14 protein-coding genes and 1 pseudogene (1 of these 15 only partly in view) are annotated in these 17,976 nt (G+C 55.1%); all 15 read left to right on the forward strand.

Annotated features, from left to right (window positions below; all coding sequences use genetic code 11):
• The first annotated feature begins 90 nt into the window (after window positions 1-90).
• The gene (rplK, locus tag ACTG2O_RS04905; protein WP_005339887.1) at window positions 91-519 is read left to right on the forward strand and encodes a 50S ribosomal protein L11; all 429 of its coding nucleotides are present in this window, start codon (window positions 91-93) and stop codon (window positions 517-519) included.
• A 4-nt stretch (window positions 520-523) separates the two neighbouring features.
• The gene (gene rplA / locus ACTG2O_RS04910) at window positions 524-1,225 is read left to right on the forward strand and encodes a 50S ribosomal protein L1 (protein ID WP_005339888.1); all 702 of its coding nucleotides are present in this window, start codon (window positions 524-526) and stop codon (window positions 1,223-1,225) included.
• A gap of 256 nt (window positions 1,226-1,481) precedes the next feature.
• Window positions 1,482-1,982 (forward strand): 50S ribosomal protein L10, encoded by a 501-nt coding sequence (gene rplJ / locus ACTG2O_RS04915; RefSeq protein WP_005339895.1) that lies wholly within the window; start codon window positions 1,482-1,484, stop codon window positions 1,980-1,982.
• Window positions 1,983-2,033: 51 nt separating this feature from the next.
• The gene (gene rplL, locus ACTG2O_RS04920; protein WP_005306304.1) at window positions 2,034-2,399 is read left to right on the forward strand and encodes a 50S ribosomal protein L7/L12; all 366 of its coding nucleotides are present in this window, start codon (window positions 2,034-2,036) and stop codon (window positions 2,397-2,399) included.
• A gap of 224 nt (window positions 2,400-2,623) precedes the next feature.
• Window positions 2,624-6,652: a DNA-directed RNA polymerase subunit beta gene (gene rpoB, locus ACTG2O_RS04925; protein ID WP_005339897.1), complete on the forward strand. Its 4,029-nt coding sequence runs from the start codon at window positions 2,624-2,626 to the stop codon at window positions 6,650-6,652.
• A gap of 91 nt (window positions 6,653-6,743) precedes the next feature.
• A complete protein-coding gene (rpoC, locus tag ACTG2O_RS04930; RefSeq protein WP_005339899.1) occupies window positions 6,744-11,048 on the forward strand; it encodes a DNA-directed RNA polymerase subunit beta' in 4,305 nt (1,434 codons plus the stop codon).
• 194 nt (window positions 11,049-11,242) lie between these two features.
• On the forward strand, window positions 11,243-11,959 hold the full coding sequence (locus tag ACTG2O_RS04935; protein ID WP_005339902.1) for a helix-turn-helix transcriptional regulator: 717 nt from the start codon (window positions 11,243-11,245) through the stop codon (window positions 11,957-11,959).
• A gap of 24 nt (window positions 11,960-11,983) precedes the next feature.
• Entirely contained in the window at window positions 11,984-12,364 is a 381-nt protein-coding gene (locus ACTG2O_RS04940; RefSeq protein ID WP_005339904.1) for a RidA family protein, read from the forward strand.
• Between the two features lie 84 nt (window positions 12,365-12,448).
• A complete protein-coding gene (gene tusD / locus ACTG2O_RS04945; RefSeq protein ID WP_019446598.1) occupies window positions 12,449-12,841 on the forward strand; it encodes a sulfurtransferase complex subunit TusD in 393 nt (130 codons plus the stop codon).
• A gap of 8 nt (window positions 12,842-12,849) precedes the next feature.
• Window positions 12,850-13,209 (forward strand): sulfurtransferase complex subunit TusC, encoded by a 360-nt coding sequence (gene tusC / locus ACTG2O_RS04950; RefSeq protein WP_005341830.1) that lies wholly within the window; start codon window positions 12,850-12,852, stop codon window positions 13,207-13,209.
• A gap of 7 nt (window positions 13,210-13,216) precedes the next feature.
• Window positions 13,217-13,495 (forward strand): sulfurtransferase complex subunit TusB, encoded by a 279-nt coding sequence (gene tusB / locus ACTG2O_RS04955; protein ID WP_005339909.1) that lies wholly within the window; start codon window positions 13,217-13,219, stop codon window positions 13,493-13,495.
• 182 nt (window positions 13,496-13,677) lie between these two features.
• A complete protein-coding gene (gene rpsL, locus ACTG2O_RS04960) occupies window positions 13,678-14,052 on the forward strand; it encodes a 30S ribosomal protein S12 (RefSeq protein WP_005306278.1) in 375 nt (124 codons plus the stop codon).
• Window positions 14,053-14,145: 93 nt separating this feature from the next.
• A complete protein-coding gene (gene rpsG / locus ACTG2O_RS04965; RefSeq protein ID WP_005339911.1) occupies window positions 14,146-14,616 on the forward strand; it encodes a 30S ribosomal protein S7 in 471 nt (156 codons plus the stop codon).
• 75 nt (window positions 14,617-14,691) lie between these two features.
• Window positions 14,692-16,795, forward strand: a pseudogene (fusA, locus tag ACTG2O_RS04970) (elongation factor G).
• 54 nt (window positions 16,796-16,849) lie between these two features.
• Window positions 16,850-17,976, forward strand: partial view of an elongation factor Tu gene (tuf, locus tag ACTG2O_RS04975; protein WP_005339879.1) — the 5' portion only. 58 nt of this gene lie beyond the right edge of the window; 1,127 of the gene's 1,185 nt are visible here — the first part of the coding sequence; its start codon is at window positions 16,850-16,852; its stop codon lies beyond the right edge, outside the window.

The following is a 17,976-nucleotide window of genomic DNA, read 5'->3' on the forward strand; positions in this document are numbered from 1 at the left end:
CTATAATTCGCTGCCCCTTTATTAGTTGGGGAGCCGTTTGCAGGAGCAAGTCTCCGAGGCGCTAGAACCCATTTTTGAGGTATTTTCCTAATGGCTAAGAAAGTCACAGCTTATATCAAGCTGCAGGTTGCTGCTGGTGCAGCCAACCCTTCTCCTCCCGTTGGTCCTGCACTGGGTCAACACGGTGTTAACATCATGGAATTCTGTAAGGCGTTCAACGCTCGTACAGAGAAGCTGGAAAAAGGTTCACCGACTCCGGTCGTGATCACCGTTTACAGCGACCGTTCCTTCACCTTCGAAACCAAGACTCCGCCTGCTTCCTTCCTGCTGAAGAAAGCTGCTGGCATCAAGTCTGGTTCTTCCAAGCCGAACAAAGACAAGGTTGGTAAGGTGACCGTTGCCCAGCTGCAAGAAATCGCCAAGACCAAAGAGCCGGATATGACTGGTGCCGATCTGGATGCAAAAGTACGTTGCATCGCAGGCTCCGCTCGTTCCATGGGTCTGGTAGTGGAGGATTAAGACAATGGCTAAACTTTCCAAGCGTATGCGCGTTATTCGCGAAAAAGTTGACGGTACCAAAGAGTACTCCATCAACGAAGCCATTGCCCTGCTGAAAGAACTGGCTACCGCCAAGTTCGTTGAAAGCGTTGACGTTGCTGTCAACCTGGGTATCGACGCTCGTAAATCTGACCAGAACGTACGTGGTGCTACTGTACTGCCGCACGGTACCGGTCGTGATGTACGCGTTGCCGTATTTACCCAAGGTGCCAACGCCGAAGCAGCTAAAGCTGCCGGTGCTGACCTGGTAGGTATGGATGACCTGGCCGATCTGGTTAAGAAAGGCGAGATGAACTTCGACGTAGTTATCGCATCCCCGGATGCCATGCGCGTTGTTGGTCAACTGGGTCAAATCCTGGGCCCGCGCGGCCTGATGCCGAACCCGAAAGTTGGTACTGTAACCCCGAACGTTGCCGAAGCTGTCAAGAACGCCAAGGCTGGTCAGGTTCGTTACCGTAATGACAAGAATGGTATCATCCATACCACTCTGGGTAAGGTTTCTTTCAACGAAGTTCAGCTGAAAGAAAACTTGGAAGCTCTGCTGGTTGCCCTGAAAAAAGGCAAGCCCTCTTCCGCCAAAGGTCAATTCATCAAGAAAGTCAGCATCTCCACCACCATGGGTGCCGGTGTTGCCGTAGATCAAGCTTCTCTGGAAGCTCAGGCCTAATTGATGGGTTTTACAAGGCGCAAAATTTAATCTATAATTTTGCGCCTTGATTGGTTGGGGGTTTCGACCTCCGTCCAAGACCGCAGGAGGCTGCAAAGCCTTAATCTTTCCTGCGTAGACGGTGCCGGAAACCCAGCGAGAAAGATTCTTTCTCTTCTGGAATCCTGCTACCGCATCGTTCCCCTCTGTTGTAAAGGTAGGGGGGATGTGTCAGTACTGGGTCAATAGACCCGGATTCAATCCAGGAGTTAAGCCAATGGCATTGGGACTCGAAGACAAAAAGGCAATTGTTGCTGAAGTCAACGAAGCTGCCAAAGGCGCTCTTTCTGCAGTTGTTGCCGATTCTCGCGGTGTAACTGTAGACAAGATGACCGTCCTGCGTAAAACCGCTCGTGAAGCCGGTGTGTACATGCGCGTTGTGCGTAACACCCTGCTGCGTCGCGCGGTAGAAGGTACCGAATACGAGTGCCTGAATGACGCATTTACCGGTCCTACCTTGATTGCTTTCTCTAACGAACACCCGGGCGCTGCTGCTCGTCTGTTCAAAGAGTTTGCCAAAGCGAACCAAAAGTTCGAAATCAAGGCTGGCGCTTTTAACGGTGAGTTTATCGCCGCAGCACAAATTGATCGTCTGGCCACGCTGCCGACTTACGAAGAAGCAATTGCGAAGTTGATGGCGACTATGAAAGAAGCCTCTGCTGGCAAGCTGGTTCGTACTATCGCTGCTGTTCGCGACCAGAAACAAGCTGCTGCTTGATTCTCGCCTATTTAGGCTGTTTGAGTTTATTCAACATCAGGAATTTTTGTCATGTCTATCACTAAAGACCAAATCATCGAAGCCGTTGCTTCCATGTCCGTAATGGAAGTTGTTGAGCTGATCGAAGCTATGGAAGAGAAGTTCGGTGTTTCTGCCGCTGCTGCCGTAATGGCTGGCCCGGCTGCTGCTGAAGCAGTAGAAGAGAAGACCGAGTTCGACGTAGTTCTGACTGCTGCTGGCGCCAACAAAGTTGCCGTTATCAAAGCCGTTCGTGGCGCTACCGGTCTGGGCCTGAAAGAAGCCAAAGATCTGGTAGAAGCTGCTCCGGCTAACCTGAAGGAAGGCGTGTCCAAGGACGAAGCTGAAGCTCTGAAGAAAGAGCTGGAAGCTGCCGGTGCTTCTGTTGAGATCAAATAATCTGCATTTATGTAGATTAGCCTGATAAAACAGGCTAGGGCTGGTGAATTTTTGTTCACCAGCCTTTTTGCGCTGTAGACTGAGAGCATTTCACACCGTTTACGACTCTCGGTGCACCAGCAATCCGGACTGTCTTCTTTCGTCCGGGCCAACACAAAACGGTGTTGAGACAGAGCTGTCCCGCGGGACAGAGTGGGTCACTTATCAGCGAGCTGAGGAACCCTATGGTTTACTCTTATACCGAAAAAAAACGCATTCGTAAGGACTTCGGTAAGCGAGACCAGGTACTGGACACGCCTTATCTGTTGTCCATTCAGCTGGACTCCTTCAAGCAGTTCATCGAGGCTGACCCGGAAGGTGAATATGGCCTAGAGGCCGCTTTCCGTAGCGTTTTCCCGATCACCAGTTACTCCGGTAGTGCTGAGCTTCAGTATGTCAGCTATCGCCTGGGTGAGCCGGTATTTGACGTAAAAGAATGCCAGATCCGTGGAGTGACCTACTCCGCGCCGCTGCGTGTCAAGCTTCGTATGGTTCTGTACGACCGTGAAGCAGCTGCCGGCACCGTCAAAGACATCAAGGAACAAGAAGTATACATGGGCGAAATTCCGCTCATGACCGAGAACGGCACCTTTGTTATCAATGGTACCGAGCGGGTTATCGTCTCCCAGCTGCACCGCAGCCCGGGCGTCTTCTTCGACCACGATAAAGGCAAAACTCATTCATCCGGTAAGGTACTGTATAACGCTCGCGTTATCCCCTACCGTGGCTCCTGGCTGGACTTCGAGTTCGATGCGAAAGACAACCTGTTTGTCCGTATCGACCGTCGTCGCAAACTGCCAGCATCCATTATTCTGCGCGCCCTGGACTTCACTTCCGAACAAATCCTGGCCACCTTCTTCGAGACCATCGGTTTTGAAGTAAAAGATGGCAAGTTGATGATGGATCTGGTGCCGGAGCGTCTGCGTGGTGAAACTGCGACCTTTGACATCGTGGCCAATGGCGCCGTGGTGGTTGAGACCGGTCGTCGTGTGACTGCGCGTCACATCCGTCAGTTGGAAAAAGACGCCGTTACCCAGATTGAGGTACCGGTTGAGTATGTTGTTGGCAAAGTTGCTGCCAAGGACTACGCACATCCGCAAACTGGCGAGATGGTCGTGACCGCCAACCAGGCGCTGAGCCTGGAAGCGATCGCCAACCTGTCCCAAGCCGGCTTCAAGCATTTCGAGGTTCTGTTCACCAACGAACTGGATCACGGTGCTTACATGTCCGAGACCCTGCGTGTCGACTCCAGCTCCAACCGTTTGGAAGCGCTGGTCGAGATCTATCGCATGATGCGTCCGGGCGAGCCGCCTACTCGCGAAGCTGCAGAACAGCTGTTCGAAAACCTGTTCTTCTCCGCCGAGCGTTACGACCTGTCTACCGTAGGTCGGATGAAGTTCAACCGCCGTCTGGGTCGTGAAGACGAGACTGGCGCTGGTGTACTGACCAAAGACGACATCGTCGATGTGATGAAGCGCCTGATCGACATCCGTAACGGTAACGACGAAGTGGATGATATCGACCACTTGGGTAACCGTCGTATTCGTTCTGTCGGTGAAATGGCTGAAAACCAGTTCCGCGTCGGTCTGGTGCGTGTCGAGCGTGCGGTCAAGGAGCGTCTCTCCCTGGGCGACCTGGACACCCTGATGCCGCAGGATCTGATCAACGCCAAGCCGATCTCCGCCGCAGTCAAAGAGTTCTTTGGTTCCAGCCAGCTGTCCCAGTTTATGGACCAGAACAACCCGCTCTCCGAAGTGACCCACAAGCGTCGTATCTCCGCGCTGGGCCCGGGCGGTTTGACTCGTGAGCGTGCCGGCTTTGAAGTCCGAGACGTACACCCGACCCACTACGGTCGTCTGTGCCCTATCGAGACTCCTGAAGGTCCGAACATCGGTCTGATCAACTCTCTGTCCGTGTACTCTCGTACCAACGAGTACGGTTTCCTCGAGACCCCGTACCGCAAGGTCATTGACGGTGTGATCACCGACGAAGTGGACTACCTGTCTGCTATTGAAGAAGGCAAGTACGTGATCGCACAGGCTAACGCCGCGACCACCGAAGATGGCCGTCTGAAAGATGAATTGATCCCGTGCCGTCACAAAGGTGAATCCACCTTTATGAACGCCGACCAGATCCAGTATATGGACGTGAGCCCGCAGCAGATCGTATCTGTAGCAGCGGCTCTGATCCCGTTCCTGGAACACGATGACGCGAACCGCGCATTGATGGGTTCAAACATGCAACGTCAGGCTGTACCGACTCTGCGTGCTGACAAGCCGCTGGTAGGTACCGGTATGGAACGCGCTGTGGCCGTTGACTCCGGTGTAACCGTAGTGGCCAAGCGTGGCGGCGTAATCGACTATGTCGATGCCTCCCGTATCGTCCTGAAGGTCAATGAAGATGAGCTGATGCCAGGCGAAGCCGGTATCGACATCTACAACCTGACCAAATACACCCGTTCCAACCAGAACACCTGTATCAACCAGCGTCCTTGCGTGATGTTGGGTGAGCCGGTGATGGCTGGCGACGTACTGGCTGATGGCCCGTCCACCGACCTGGGTGAACTGGCGCTGGGTCAGAACATGCGCGTCGCGTTCATGCCGTGGAACGGTTACAACTTCGAAGATTCGATCCTGGTGAACGAGCGTGTTGTTCAGGAAGATCGCCTGACCACCATCCATATCCAGGAACTGGCCTGTATCTCCCGTGACACCAAGCTGGGTCCGGAAGAGATCACTGCTGACATCCCGAACGTGGGTGAAGCCGCTCTGTCCAAGCTGGACGAGTCCGGTATCGTCTACGTGGGTGCCGAAGTGAAGGGCGGCGACATTCTGGTCGGTAAGGTAACCCCGAAAGGTGAAACCCAGCTGACGCCGGAAGAGAAGCTGCTGCGCGCCATCTTCGGTGAGAAGGCGTCCGATGTGAAGGACTCCTCCCTGCGTGTACCGAACGGTGTGTACGGTACCGTGGTTGACGTGCAAGTCTTTACCCGCGATGGCGTGGAAAAAGACAAGCGCGCCAAAGAAATCGAAGAGATGCAGCTGAAGGAAGCGAAGAAGGACTTGACCGAAGAGTTCAAGATCCTGGAAGACGGCATTTTCGGCCGCTCCCGCAACCTGCTGCTGGCCGCCGGTTACAGCGAAGATCGTCTGAACAAGCTCGATCGCTCCAAGTGGTTTGAACTGGCCATCGAAGACGAAGGCAAGCAGACCGAACTGGAACAGATCGCTGAACAGCACGTTGAGCTGAAAGCCGAGTTCGACAAGAAATTCGAGAACAAGCGTCGCAAGATTATCCAGGGTGATGATCTGGCGCCGGGCGTACTGAAAATCGTCAAGGTTTATCTGGCAGTCAAGCGTCGCATCCAGCCGGGTGACAAGATGGCGGGCCGTCACGGTAACAAGGGTGTTATCTCCAAGATCTGTCCGGTCGAGGATATGCCTCATGACGAGTTCGGCCGTCCGGTCGACATCGTACTGAACCCGTTGGGCGTACCATCCCGTATGAACATCGGTCAGATCCTCGAAGTGCACCTGGGCCTTGCGGCCAAGGGTATCGGCGAGAAGATCGATCGCATGGTCAAAGAGCAGCGTGAGCTGCACGAGATGCGCAACTTCCTGCAACAGGTCTATGACCTGGGCGAGAAGGACACCCAGCAAGTGAACATCGCCGAACTGTCTGATGACGACGTACGTACCCTGGTGGGTAACCTGCGTAAGGGTCTGCCGGTTGCTACTCCAGTGTTTGATGGTGCCAAAGAGCGCGAAATCAAAGCCCTGCTGAAGCTGGCCGATCTGCCGGAGTCCGGTCAGATTGATCTGTTCGATGGCCGTACCGGTAACCGCTTCGAGCGTAAAGTAACCGTTGGTTACATGTACATGCTCAAGCTGAACCACTTGGTCGACGACAAGATGCACGCGCGTTCTACCGGTTCTTACAGCCTGGTTACCCAGCAGCCGCTGGGTGGTAAGGCTCAGTTCGGTGGTCAGCGTTTCGGTGAGATGGAAGTGTGGGCCCTGGAGGCTTACGGTGCGGCATATACCCTGCAGGAAATGCTGACCGTCAAGTCTGACGATGTGAATGGCCGTACCAAGATGTATAAGAACATCGTGGATGGCGACCACCGTATGGAGCCGGGCATGCCCGAATCCTTCAACGTATTGCTGAAGGAAATCCGCTCTCTGGGTATCAACATCGAGCTGGACGAAGAGTAAGAGCTCGCTCTTATTGTTCGAGAATTGACGTGGGCGCCCCGCTGTTTTGGCAGCCGGGGCGCCGAGGTTAGACTCCTGACAGGGGAAACACGTGAAAGACTTACTCAAGTTTTTGAAGGCTCAGACCAAGACCGAAGAGTTTGACAGTATCAAGATCGGTCTGGCCTCTCCTGACATGATCCGCTCCTGGTCATTCGGTGAGGTCAAAAAGCCTGAGACCATCAACTACCGGACTTTCAAGCCGGAGCGTGATGGTCTGTTCTGCGCCCGTATCTTCGGACCGGTGAAGGACTACGAGTGTCTGTGCGGCAAGTACAAGCGCCTGAAACACCGTGGTGTGATCTGTGAGAAGTGCGGCGTTGAAGTGACCCAGACCAAGGTCCGTCGTGAGCGTATGGGCCACATCGAGCTGGCCAGCCCGACTGCCCACATCTGGTTCCTGAAGTCCCTGCCGTCCCGTATCGGTCTGCTGCTGGACATGACCCTGCGCGATATCGAGCGCGTGCTCTACTTCGAATCTTTCGTGGTAATCGAGCCGGGCATGACCAACCTCGAACGCAGCCAGATGCTCTCTGAAGAGCAGTACCTGGATGCGCTGGAAGAGTGGGGCGACGAATTTGACGCCAAGATGGGTGCCGAAGCAATCCTGGCATTGCTGCGCGCTATCGATCTGGAAGGTGAAGTCAAAACCATGCGTGAGGAGCTGGATCAAACCAACTCCGAGACCAAGCGCAAGAAGACCACCAAGCGTCTGAAGCTGATGGAAGCTTTCCTGCAGTCCGGCAACAAGCCGGAGTGGATGATCATGACAGTGCTGCCTGTGCTGCCGCCGGACCTGCGTCCGCTGGTACCGCTGGACGGCGGCCGTTTCGCGACTTCCGATCTGAACGATCTGTACCGTCGCGTGATCAACCGTAACAACCGCTTGAAGCGTCTGCTGGATCTGGCTGCTCCGGACATCATCGTGCGCAACGAAAAGCGTATGCTGCAAGAGTCCGTCGATGCCCTGCTGGATAACGGCCGTCGCGGTCGTGCCATCACCGGTTCCAACAAGCGCCCGCTGAAATCCCTGGCCGACATGATCAAGGGTAAGCAGGGTCGTTTCCGTCAGAACCTGCTCGGTAAGCGTGTCGACTACTCCGGTCGTTCCGTTATCACCGTAGGCCCGACTCTGCGTCTGCATCAGTGCGGTCTGCCGAAGAAGATGGCGCTGGAACTGTTCAAGCCGTTCATCTATGGCAAGCTGGAAACCCGCGGTCTGGCGACCACTATCAAGGCCGCCAAGAAGATGGTGGAGCGCGAGGAAGCTGTCGTTTGGGATATCCTGGACGAAGTGATCCGCGAACACCCGGTTCTGCTGAACCGTGCACCGACTCTGCACCGTCTGGGTATCCAGGCATTCGAACCGACTCTGGTCGAAGGTAAGGCAATCCAGCTGCACCCGCTGGTTTGTGCTGCGTATAACGCGGACTTCGATGGTGACCAGATGGCGGTCCACGTACCGCTGACCCTGGAAGCCCAGCTGGAAGCGCGTGCGCTGATGATGTCTACCAACAACATCCTGTCGCCTGCCTCCGGTGAGCCGATCATCGTTCCTTCTCAGGACGTGGTCTTGGGTCTGTACTACATGACCCGTGCCCGTATCAACGCCAAAGGCGAAGGTATGGTGCTGGCCGGCCCGAAAGAAGCCGAGAAAGTATATCGCGCCGGTCTGGCCGATCTGCATGCTCGTGTGAAAGTACGCATTACCGAATACCTGCGTCAGGAAGACGGTTCTCTGCGTGAACACACCGAGATGAAGAACACCACCGTTGGTCGTGCGATCCTGAGCCTGATCCTGCCGAAAGGTATGGAATACGCCCTGATCGACGAGCCGAAGGTGCTGACTGCTGCCGAACAGGCTGATCTGGATGCCAATCCGCAGAACTGGATCAAGTGCGTATCCAACAAGGCGCTGGGCAAAAAGCTCATCTCCCGTCTGCTGAACACCTGCTATCGCAAGCAGGGCCTGAAGGACACCGTTATCTTCGCTGACCAGCTGATGTATACCGGTTTCCACTACGCGGCCCTGTCCGGTGCTTCCGTTGGTATCGATGACATGGTCATCCCGGATGCCAAGAAAGACATCATCGCAGCAGCCGAAGCCGAAGTTGCCGAGATCCAGGACCAGTTCCTGTCAGGTCTGGTAACTGCGGGCGAGCGTTACAACAAGGTTATCGATATCTGGGCCAGCGCCAACGAGCGCGTTTCCAAGGCCATGATGGAGAACTTGTCCAAAGAGCGTAACGTCAACTCGCTGGGTGAAGAAGAAGAGCAGGCCTCGTTCAACAGCATCTTTATGATGGCCGACTCTGGTGCGCGTGGTTCCGCCGCCCAGATCCGTCAGCTGGCCGGTATGCGTGGCCTGATGGCCAAGCCGGATGGCTCCATCATCGAGACCCCGATCATCGCGAACTTCCGCGAAGGTCTGAACGTACTGCAGTACTTTATCTCTACCCACGGTGCTCGTAAGGGTCTGGCGGATACCGCACTGAAGACTGCGAACTCCGGTTACCTGACTCGTCGTCTGGTAGACGTGGCGCAAGACATGGTGATCACCGAGGACGATTGCGGCACTACCGACGGTCTGTGGATGACTCCGCTGATCGAGGGTGGCGACGTGGTCGAGCCGCTGCGTGAGCGCGTGCTGGGTCGTGTGGTGGCAGAAGATGTCATCAAGCCGGGTACCGAGGACGAAATCCTGGTTGCTCGCAACACCCTGCTCGACGAGCAGCTGTGTGACCTGCTGGAGCGTAACTCCGTTGACCGTGTGAAGGTACGTTCTGCCATCACCTGTGAAACTGACTTCGGTAACTGTGCTCACTGCTACGGCCGTGATCTGGCCCGTGGTCACCTGGTTAACAAGGGTGAGGCTGTCGGTGTTATCGCCGCCCAGTCCATCGGTGAACCGGGTACCCAGCTGACGATGCGTACGTTCCACATCGGTGGTGCTGCATCTCGTGCCGCTGCTGAAAGCAGCATCCAGGTCAAGAACACAGGTACCATCAAGCTGCAGAACGCCAAGTTCGTTCACAACAGCGATGACAAACTGGTTATCACCTCACGTTCTACCGAACTGACCATCATGGACGACATGGGCCGTACCAAGGAAAGCCACAAGCTGCCTTACGGTTCCGTGCTGGAAGTGAAGGACGGCCAGGCCGTGAGCGCTGGCGAGACCGTTGCCAACTGGGATCCGCACACCCACCCGATCATCACCGAAGTGGCAGGTCGCCTGCAGTTCGAACACATGATCGATGGCGTGACCATCACTCGTCAGACCGACGAGCTGACCGGTCTCTCTTCTATCGTTGTTCTGGACGTCAACGAGCGTCCGAGCGCCGGTAAAGAGATGCGTCCGACCGTTAAACTGGTCGACCTGAACGGCAAAGACGTGATGATCCCGGGTACCGATGTAGCCGCCCAGTACTTCCTGCCGGGCAAGGCGATCGTGAACCTGGAAGATGGTGCCAACGTGGGCGTGGGTGACGCGGTAGCGCGTATCCCGCAAGAGTCCGGTGGTACCAAGGACATCACCGGTGGTCTGCCGCGCGTTGCGGATCTGTTCGAAGCACGTCAACCGAAGGAACCGGCAATTCTGGCCGAGATCTCCGGTACCATCTCCTTCGGGAAAGAGACCAAGGGCAAACGCCGTCTGGTTATCACCCCGACCGATGGTGGCAACGTCTATGAAGAGATGATTCCGAAGTGGCGTAACCTGAACGTGTTCGAAGGTGAAAAAGTTGAGAAGGGTGAAGTGCTGGCGGACGGTCCTGAGTCTGCTCACGACATCCTGCGTCTGCGCGGTATCAGCCCGGTCGCCAACTACATCGCCAACGAAGTGCAGGACGTTTACCGTCTGCAAGGCGTTAAGATCAACGACAAGCACATCGAAGTCATCGTTCGTCAGATGCTGCGCAAGTGCGAGATCCTGAGCGCTGGCGATACCGATCTTATCGAAGGTGAACAGGTTGAAGTTGCTCGTGTGAAGATTGCCAACCGTAAGCTGGTTGCCGAGGGCAAGACCCCTGCGACCTACCGTCATGTACTGATGGGTATTACCAAGGCATCTCTGAGCACCGAGTCCTTCATCTCCGCGGCTTCCTTCCAGGAAACAACTCGCGTTCTGACCGAAGCCGCCGTAGGTGGCAAGCGTGATGAACTGCGTGGTCTGAAAGAGAACGTCATCGTGGGTCGTCTGATCCCGGCTGGTACCGGCTTTGCCTACCACCACAGCCGGATCAACCAGCGTGCTGCTGCAGCTCGTGCTGTTGGCACCCCGCAGGTGACCGCTGATGAAGCGGAGCAGAACCTGGCGGATCTGCTGAACGCAGCCGGTAGCTTCGACGAAGAGTAACTCGTCATCCGTGATTGAAAAGGGCTCCTTCAAGGAGCCCTTTTTGTTGGCCAATTCCTCGGCAAAGGTAGACGCAGCGCGGGTTTCAGGATGATCCAGAGCAAAGTTGTAGAGTAAAAAATCAAAAAAAGTTGACTTTACTCCCCTGCAATTTAAAACTCGGGAAAGTTGAATGGTTATTACAGGGGTAGAACATGACTGTCGGTATCGAGGAAGCCATGCTTCCCGAAGAACAGCTGATCAGCCGCACTTTTACAGATGAAGACAGGGAATTGTTGCGCTCATACGATGGGCTCATCGATGGCTTGGCCGAGCTGTTCGGCAAGCATTGTGAAGTGGTACTCCACTCCCTGGAAAATCTGCACGAGTCGGTGATCAAGATCGCCAACGGCTTCAATACCGGACGTACCCTCGGGGCGCCCATCACCGATCTCGCCCTGCGCATGCTCAAGGACATCGAGAGCACCGGCCAAGATTACACCCAGAGCTATTTCGCTCGCAGCCGTACCGGTGCGCTGATGAAGTCGAGCACCATCGCCATTCGCAACAGCGAGCGGCAAGTAGTGGGACTTATCTGCATCAACCTGCACATCAATGCGCCTTTCCACGAGTTCGTGGCCGAATTTTTCCCGACGCCCCAGCAGGCGGCGCGCCAGTCACCAGAGACCTTCGCCAATAGCGTGGAAGAGCTGGTTGCCCAGACGGTGGACAACACCATCGACGAGATCAACCGCGATCCCACCGTGGCCAACAATGCCAAGAACCGCTTCATCGTGACCCAGCTGTTCGAGAAGGGCATTTTCGACATCAAGGATTCGATCAATCTGGTGGCGGACAAACTCAATATTTCAAAACATACCGTTTATCTTTACATCCGACAGCGCAAGCAGGGTGAAGACGAGAACGAGTAACTCATTCCAGAAGGGGATAGATGAATGGCTAAAGAAGTGATTGCAACCGACAAGGCGCCTGCCGCGATTGGTCCGTATGTTCAGGCTACCAAGGTTGGCGAGATGATCTTCACCTCCGGGCAGATCCCGCTCGATCCTGCCACCATGGAGATCGTGGCTGGCGGCATCGAAGAGCAGGCCGAGCGGGTGATGAAGAATCTGGTTGCCGTGTTGCACGCTGCCGGTGCCGATGCCAGCAAAGTGGTTAAAACCACCTGCTTCCTGAGCGACATGAACAACTTCGTTGCCTTCAATCAGGTCTATGCCCGCTACTTTGGCGATGCGGCGCCAGCTCGCTCCTGCGTAGAGGTGGCCCGTCTGCCGAAAGATGTGCTGGTCGAAGTTGAGGCGATTGCCCATCTCTGATCAACAGATCGAATCAAGCCCCTCCTGGCAGGGGCTTTTTTGTTTTTGGCGTAAAATGGACCGGGTCAGCACAGGAGTCCTGCAATGAGTCTGAGTTTTGCCATCCTGGTCACGGGGCCCGCCTATGGCACCCAATCGGCCAGCACAGCCTATCGTTTTGCCCGCACACTGTTGGCACAGGGGCATACCTTGTCCCACTTGTTCTTCTATCAGGATGGGGTCTGCAACGGCAACGGTCTGCATCTGCCTGCATCCGATGAGACTGACCTGGTGCGTCTGTGGCGAGAGCTGGCAGAAGAGCAGGGGATCCGTATCGACGTATGTGTCGCCGCCGCCATGCGGCGCGGTGTGCTCGATGAGCAGGAGGCCAAGGGGGCAGGGCAGGTGCACTTCAATCTGCAAGCGCCATTTTGCCTGAGCGGTCTGGGCCAGTTGGCCGATGCTGCGCTCACCGCCGATCGGTTGGTTCAGTTCTAGGGGGAGTCATGAGCAAGAAAATCGCCTTTATCTGCAGTCGTGGCCCCCATGGCCATGCCGCCGGCCGGGAAGGACTGGATGCCTTGTTGGCCACCTCGGCCATGACCGATGAGCTGGCCCTCTTCCTGATTGGGGACGGTGTGCTGCAACTGCTCAAGGAGCAGCAGCCTGCCGCCATTTTGCAGCGCCACTACGCGCCCACCTTCAAAATGCTGGAACTCTACGACATTGAAGAGGTCTATGTTTGTGCTGACTCGCTGGCAGAGCGTGGCGTAACAGTGGATGATCTGCTGATCCCTGTTGAGAGTCTGCCGCGCCAGGAACTGGCTCGGCGCTGGGCACAGTGTTCGACTCACATCAGCTTTTGAGGTCTCCATGTTGCATCTGATATTGAACTCCCCCTTTCAGAGTCAGGCTCTGGCAGAGGCGCTCTCATACCTTCAGCCCGAGGATGAGCTGGTACTGATGCAGGATGCCGTGATTGCGGCATCGGCTCCCCAGTGGAGCGCGCGGCTGGCGGGTATCCCGCTTTATGTGATGCAGGAAGATCTGCAAGCTCGCGGTTTGCAGCATCGGGTGGGCAATGTGCTCGATATGGCGGGTCTGGTGGCACTGATTGCGCAAAAAGGTTCCCCGCGCACCTGGGGTGGCTGAGAAGCATATTTTCAAGAAAATTCAAGGTGATGTCGTGAAATTAAACGGATCCGAATTGCCCTTTTGTGACGCAAATTGTATAAATCTTGACTCCCCAGACAACAGGGCATAAAATTTCGCGTCCCCGTATCTGCGGGGAGGATTTTCCACACGTTTATGAAGTCATTATCAGGAGCCTTTTGATGGCAACTATTAACCAGTTGGTTCGCAAGCCACGCATCAAGCTCGTTGTGAAAAGCAACGTGCCGGCGCTGGAAGCGTGCCCTCAGAAGCGTGGCGTATGCACTCGTGTATATACCACCACCCCGAAGAAGCCTAACTCTGCACTGCGTAAAGTGTGCCGTGTACGTCTGACCAACGGCTTCGAAGTCACCTCCTACATCGGTGGTGAAGGTCACAACCTGCAAGAGCACTCTGTTGTTCTGATCCGTGGCGGTCGTGTAAAAGACTTGCCAGGTGTTCGTTATCACACCGTTCGTGGTGCGTTGGACTGTGCCGGTGTTAAAGACCGTAAGCAGGCTCGCTCCAAGTATGGCGTGAAGCGTCCTAAAGCTTAATGGTTCTCCGTTAAGTAAGGCCAAACGTTAATTCGTTTCTAGTTAGATAGCTTTCTAGTTTTGGGTAATCCCTGAAGTTACGGAGAATTTGAAATGCCAAGACGTCGTGTTGTTGGTCAGCGTAAAATCCTGCCAGATCCCAAGTTCGGATCAGAGCTGCTGGCTAAATTTGTCAACGTAGTAATGGTTGACGGTAAGAAATCTGTTGCAGAAGCCATTGTTTATGGCGCCCTGGACATCATTGCCACCAAATCTGGCAAAGAGCACCTGGCCGTATTCGAAGAAGCTCTGGATAACATTCGTCCGGCGGTCGAGGTTAAATCTCGTCGCGTCGGTGGTGCAACCTATCAGGTGCCGGTAGAAGTTCGTCCGGTACGTCGCAATGCCCTGGCAATGCGCTGGTTGGTTGATGCCGCTCGTAAACGTGGTGAAAAATCAATGGCTCAGCGTCTGGCTGGCGAGCTGCTGGATGCCGCTGACAATAAGGGTTCGTCTGTCAAGAAACGTGAAGACGTTCACCGTATGGCTGAAGCGAACAAAGCCTTCGCTCACTTCCGCTGGTAATCCGCTTGCGCAGGGTCTTTTGACTCTGCGCACCTTTAATTATCTAGGGACAAGCGCCTTAGTAAGAGGATGACAATGGCTCGTACAACCCCCATTGAGCGTTATCGTAACATCGGTATCTCCGCTCACATTGACGCCGGTAAGACTACTACTACCGAGCGCGTACTGTTTTACACCGGTGTAAGTCACAATCGGTGAAGTTCACGATGGCGCTGCCACCATGGACTGGATGGAACAGGAACAAGAGCGTGGTATCACCATCACCTCCGCCGCGACCACCGCTTTCTGGTCCGGTATGGGTAAACAGTTCCAACCGCACCGTATCAACATCATCGATACCCCGGGCCACGTTGACTTTACTATCGAAGTAGAGCGTTCAATGCGTGTTCTGGACGGTGCCGTGATGGTGTACTGTGCCGTAGGTGGCGTACAGCCACAGTCTGAAACCGTATGGCGTCAGGCTAACAAGTACAAGGTTCCCCGTATCGCGTTCGTCAACAAGATGGACCGTACCGGCGCCAACTTCCTGCGCTGCGTTGAGCACATCAAGACCCGTCTGAAAGGTACTCCGGTTCCCCTTCAGCTGAACATCGGCTCTGAAGAGAACTTCAAGGGCGTTGTTGACCTGGTCAAGATGAAAGCCATCAACTGGAATGAAGCTGATCAGGGCGTATCCTTCGATTACGAAGACGTCCCGGCCGAGTTGCTGGAACAGGCGCAAGAAATGCGCATGAATCTGGTTGAAGCCGCTGCTGAAGCGTCTGAAGACCTGATGGAAAAATACCTGGGCGGCGAAGAGCTGACCGAGGAAGAGATCAAAGGTGCTCTGCGTCAGCGCGTGCTGAACAACGAAATCATCCTGGTAACCTGTGGCTCCGCGTTCAAGAACAAGGGCGTACAGGCAATGCTGGATGCCGTGATCGAGTACCTGCCGGCTCCGACCGACGTTGCTGCTATCGACGGTCTGAAAATGGACGGCGAGACCAAAGACGAGCGTCACGCTTCCGATGACGAGCCGTTCTCTGCTCTGGCGTTCAAGATCGCTACCGACCCGTTCGTTGGTAACCTGACCTTCTTCCGTGTCTACTCTGGCGTGATCAACTCCGGTGACACCGTGCTGAACTCCGTCAAGGACAAGCGCGAGCGTTTTGGCCGTATCGTTCAGATGCATGCCAACAAGCGTGAAGAGATCAAAGAAGTACGCGCTGGTGACATCGCTGCTGCCATCGGTCTGAAAGACGTGACCACTGGTGACACCCTGTGTGACCCGAACGCACCGATCATCCTCGAGCGTATGGAATTCCCGGAGCCGGTAATTTCTATCGCGGTTGAGCCGAAAACCAAGGCTGACCAAGAGAAGATGGGTCTGGCACTGGGCCGTCTGGCTCAGGAAGATCCGTCCTTCCGCGTATGGACTGACGAAGAGTCAGGTCAAACCATCATCGCTGGTATGGGTGAGCTGCACCTGGACATCATCGTTGACCGTATGCGTCGCGAGTTCAAGGTTGAAGCCAACGTAGGTAAGCCGCAGGTTGCCTACCGTGAAACCATCCGTACCACCGTTAAAGACATCGAAGGCAAGCATGCCAAGCAGTCTGGTGGTCGCGGTCAGTACGGTCATGTTGTTATCGACATGTACCCGCTGGAAGAAGGCAAAGCCTACGAATTCGTCAACGACATCAAAGGTGGTGTCATTCCTGGTGAATTCATCCCGGGTGTTGATAAAGGTATCCGTGAGCAGCTCAAATCTGGTCCGCTGGCTGGTTACCCGGTTATGGATCTGGGTGTGCGTCTGCACTTCGGTTCTTACCACGATGTCGACTCTTCCGAACTGGCGTTCAAAATCGCTGCTTCCATGGCCTTTAAGGCTGGCTTCATGAAAGCCAACCCGGTTCTGCTCGAACCGATCATGAAAGTAGAAGTTGAAACTCCGGAAGATTACATGGGCGACGTTATCGGTGACCTGAACCGTCGTCGTGGCCTGATCGAAGGTATGGAAGATGGCCCGTCCGGCAAGATCGTACGTGCTCTGGTGCCGCTGGCCGAAATGTTCGGTTATGCAACTGCACTGCGTTCCGCTACCCAGGGTCGTGCTTCCTACGCCATGGAATTCGCCAAGTATCACGATGCACCGACCAACGTTGCACAAGCCGTGATCGAAGAGCGCAAATCCAAGTAATTTAAGATTCCCCGCCTACGACGGTAGGCGGGTTTAACCTAGAAGGACTACGTCGTGTCTAAAGAAAAATTTGAGCGTAATAAACCGCACGTAAACGTCGGCACCATCGGCCACGTTGACCACGGTAAAACCACCCTGACTGCAGCTATCACCAACGTGCTGGCCAAGCACTTCGGTGGTAAAGCTTTCGCCTTCGACCAGATCGACAAGGCACCGGAAGAGCGTGAGCGTGGTATCACCATCAACACCTCCCACGTAGAATACGACACCGCCACCCGTCACTACGCCCACGTAGATTGCCCGGGTCACGCCGACTACGTTAAAAACATGATCACCGGTGCTGCCCAGATGGACGGCGCGATCCTGGTAGTAGCAGCGACTGACGGCCCGATGCCGCAGACTCGTGAGCACATCCTGCTGGGTCGTCAGGTTGGTATCCCGTACATGATCGTGTTCATGAACAAGTGTGACATGGTTGATGACGAAGAGCTGCTCGAACTGGTAGAGATGGAAGTTCGTGAACTGCTGACCGAGTACGACTTCCCGGGTGATGACCTGCCGGTAGTTCGTGGTTCCGCGCTGAAAGCGCTGGAAGGCGACGCTCAGTGGGAAGAGAAGATCATCGAGCTGGCTGGCCACCTGGATACCTACATTCCGGAGCCGGAGCGCGCGATTGACCAGCCGTTCCTGATGCCTATCGAAGACGTATTCTCTATCGCTGGCCGTGGTACTGTAGTTACCGGTCGTGTAGAGCGCGGTATCGTTAAAGTAGGTGAGACCGTAGAAATCGTTGGTATCAAAGATACCGTTTCTACCACCTGTACCGGTGTTGAAATGTTCCGTAAGCTGCTGGACGAAGGTCGTGCAGGCGAGAACATCGGCGCGCTGCTGCGTGGTGTTAAGCGTGAAGACGTAGAGCGTGGTCAGGTACTGGCCAAGCCGGGTTCTATCAAGCCGCACACCAAGTTCGAATCTGAAGTGTACGTACTGTCCAAAGAAGAAGGTGGTCGTCATACCCCGTTCTTCAAAGGCTACCGTCCGCAGTTCTACTTCCGTACTACCGACGTGACCGGTACCATCGAACTGCCGGAAGGCGTAGAGATGGTAATGCCGGGCGACAACATCAAAATGGTTGTTACCCTGATTGCTCCGATCGCAATGGACGACGGCCTGCGTTTCGC

Source organism: Aeromonas sp. 61P, assembly GCF_051919545.1.
GTDB classification, from domain to species: Bacteria; Pseudomonadota; Gammaproteobacteria; order Enterobacterales; family Aeromonadaceae; genus Aeromonas; species Aeromonas veronii.

Coding starts and splice junctions, on each gene's coding strand:
- rplK (WP_005339887.1), top strand. CDS start 91: ATGGCTAAGAAAGTCACAGCTTATATCAAGCTGCAGGTTGCTGCTGGT.
- rplA (WP_005339888.1), top strand. CDS start 524: ATGGCTAAACTTTCCAAGCGTATGCGCGTTATTCGCGAAAAAGTTGAC.
- rplJ (WP_005339895.1), top strand. CDS start 1,482: ATGGCATTGGGACTCGAAGACAAAAAGGCAATTGTTGCTGAAGTCAAC.
- rplL (WP_005306304.1), top strand. CDS start 2,034: ATGTCTATCACTAAAGACCAAATCATCGAAGCCGTTGCTTCCATGTCC.
- rpoB (WP_005339897.1), top strand. CDS start 2,624: ATGGTTTACTCTTATACCGAAAAAAAACGCATTCGTAAGGACTTCGGT.
- ACTG2O_RS04935 (WP_005339902.1), top strand. CDS start 11,243: ATGACTGTCGGTATCGAGGAAGCCATGCTTCCCGAAGAACAGCTGATC.
- ACTG2O_RS04940 (WP_005339904.1), top strand. CDS start 11,984: ATGGCTAAAGAAGTGATTGCAACCGACAAGGCGCCTGCCGCGATTGGT.
- tusD (WP_019446598.1), top strand. CDS start 12,449: ATGAGTCTGAGTTTTGCCATCCTGGTCACGGGGCCCGCCTATGGCACC.
- tusC (WP_005341830.1), top strand. CDS start 12,850: ATGAGCAAGAAAATCGCCTTTATCTGCAGTCGTGGCCCCCATGGCCAT.
- tusB (WP_005339909.1), top strand. CDS start 13,217: ATGTTGCATCTGATATTGAACTCCCCCTTTCAGAGTCAGGCTCTGGCA.
- rpsL (WP_005306278.1), top strand. CDS start 13,678: ATGGCAACTATTAACCAGTTGGTTCGCAAGCCACGCATCAAGCTCGTT.
- rpsG (WP_005339911.1), top strand. CDS start 14,146: ATGCCAAGACGTCGTGTTGTTGGTCAGCGTAAAATCCTGCCAGATCCC.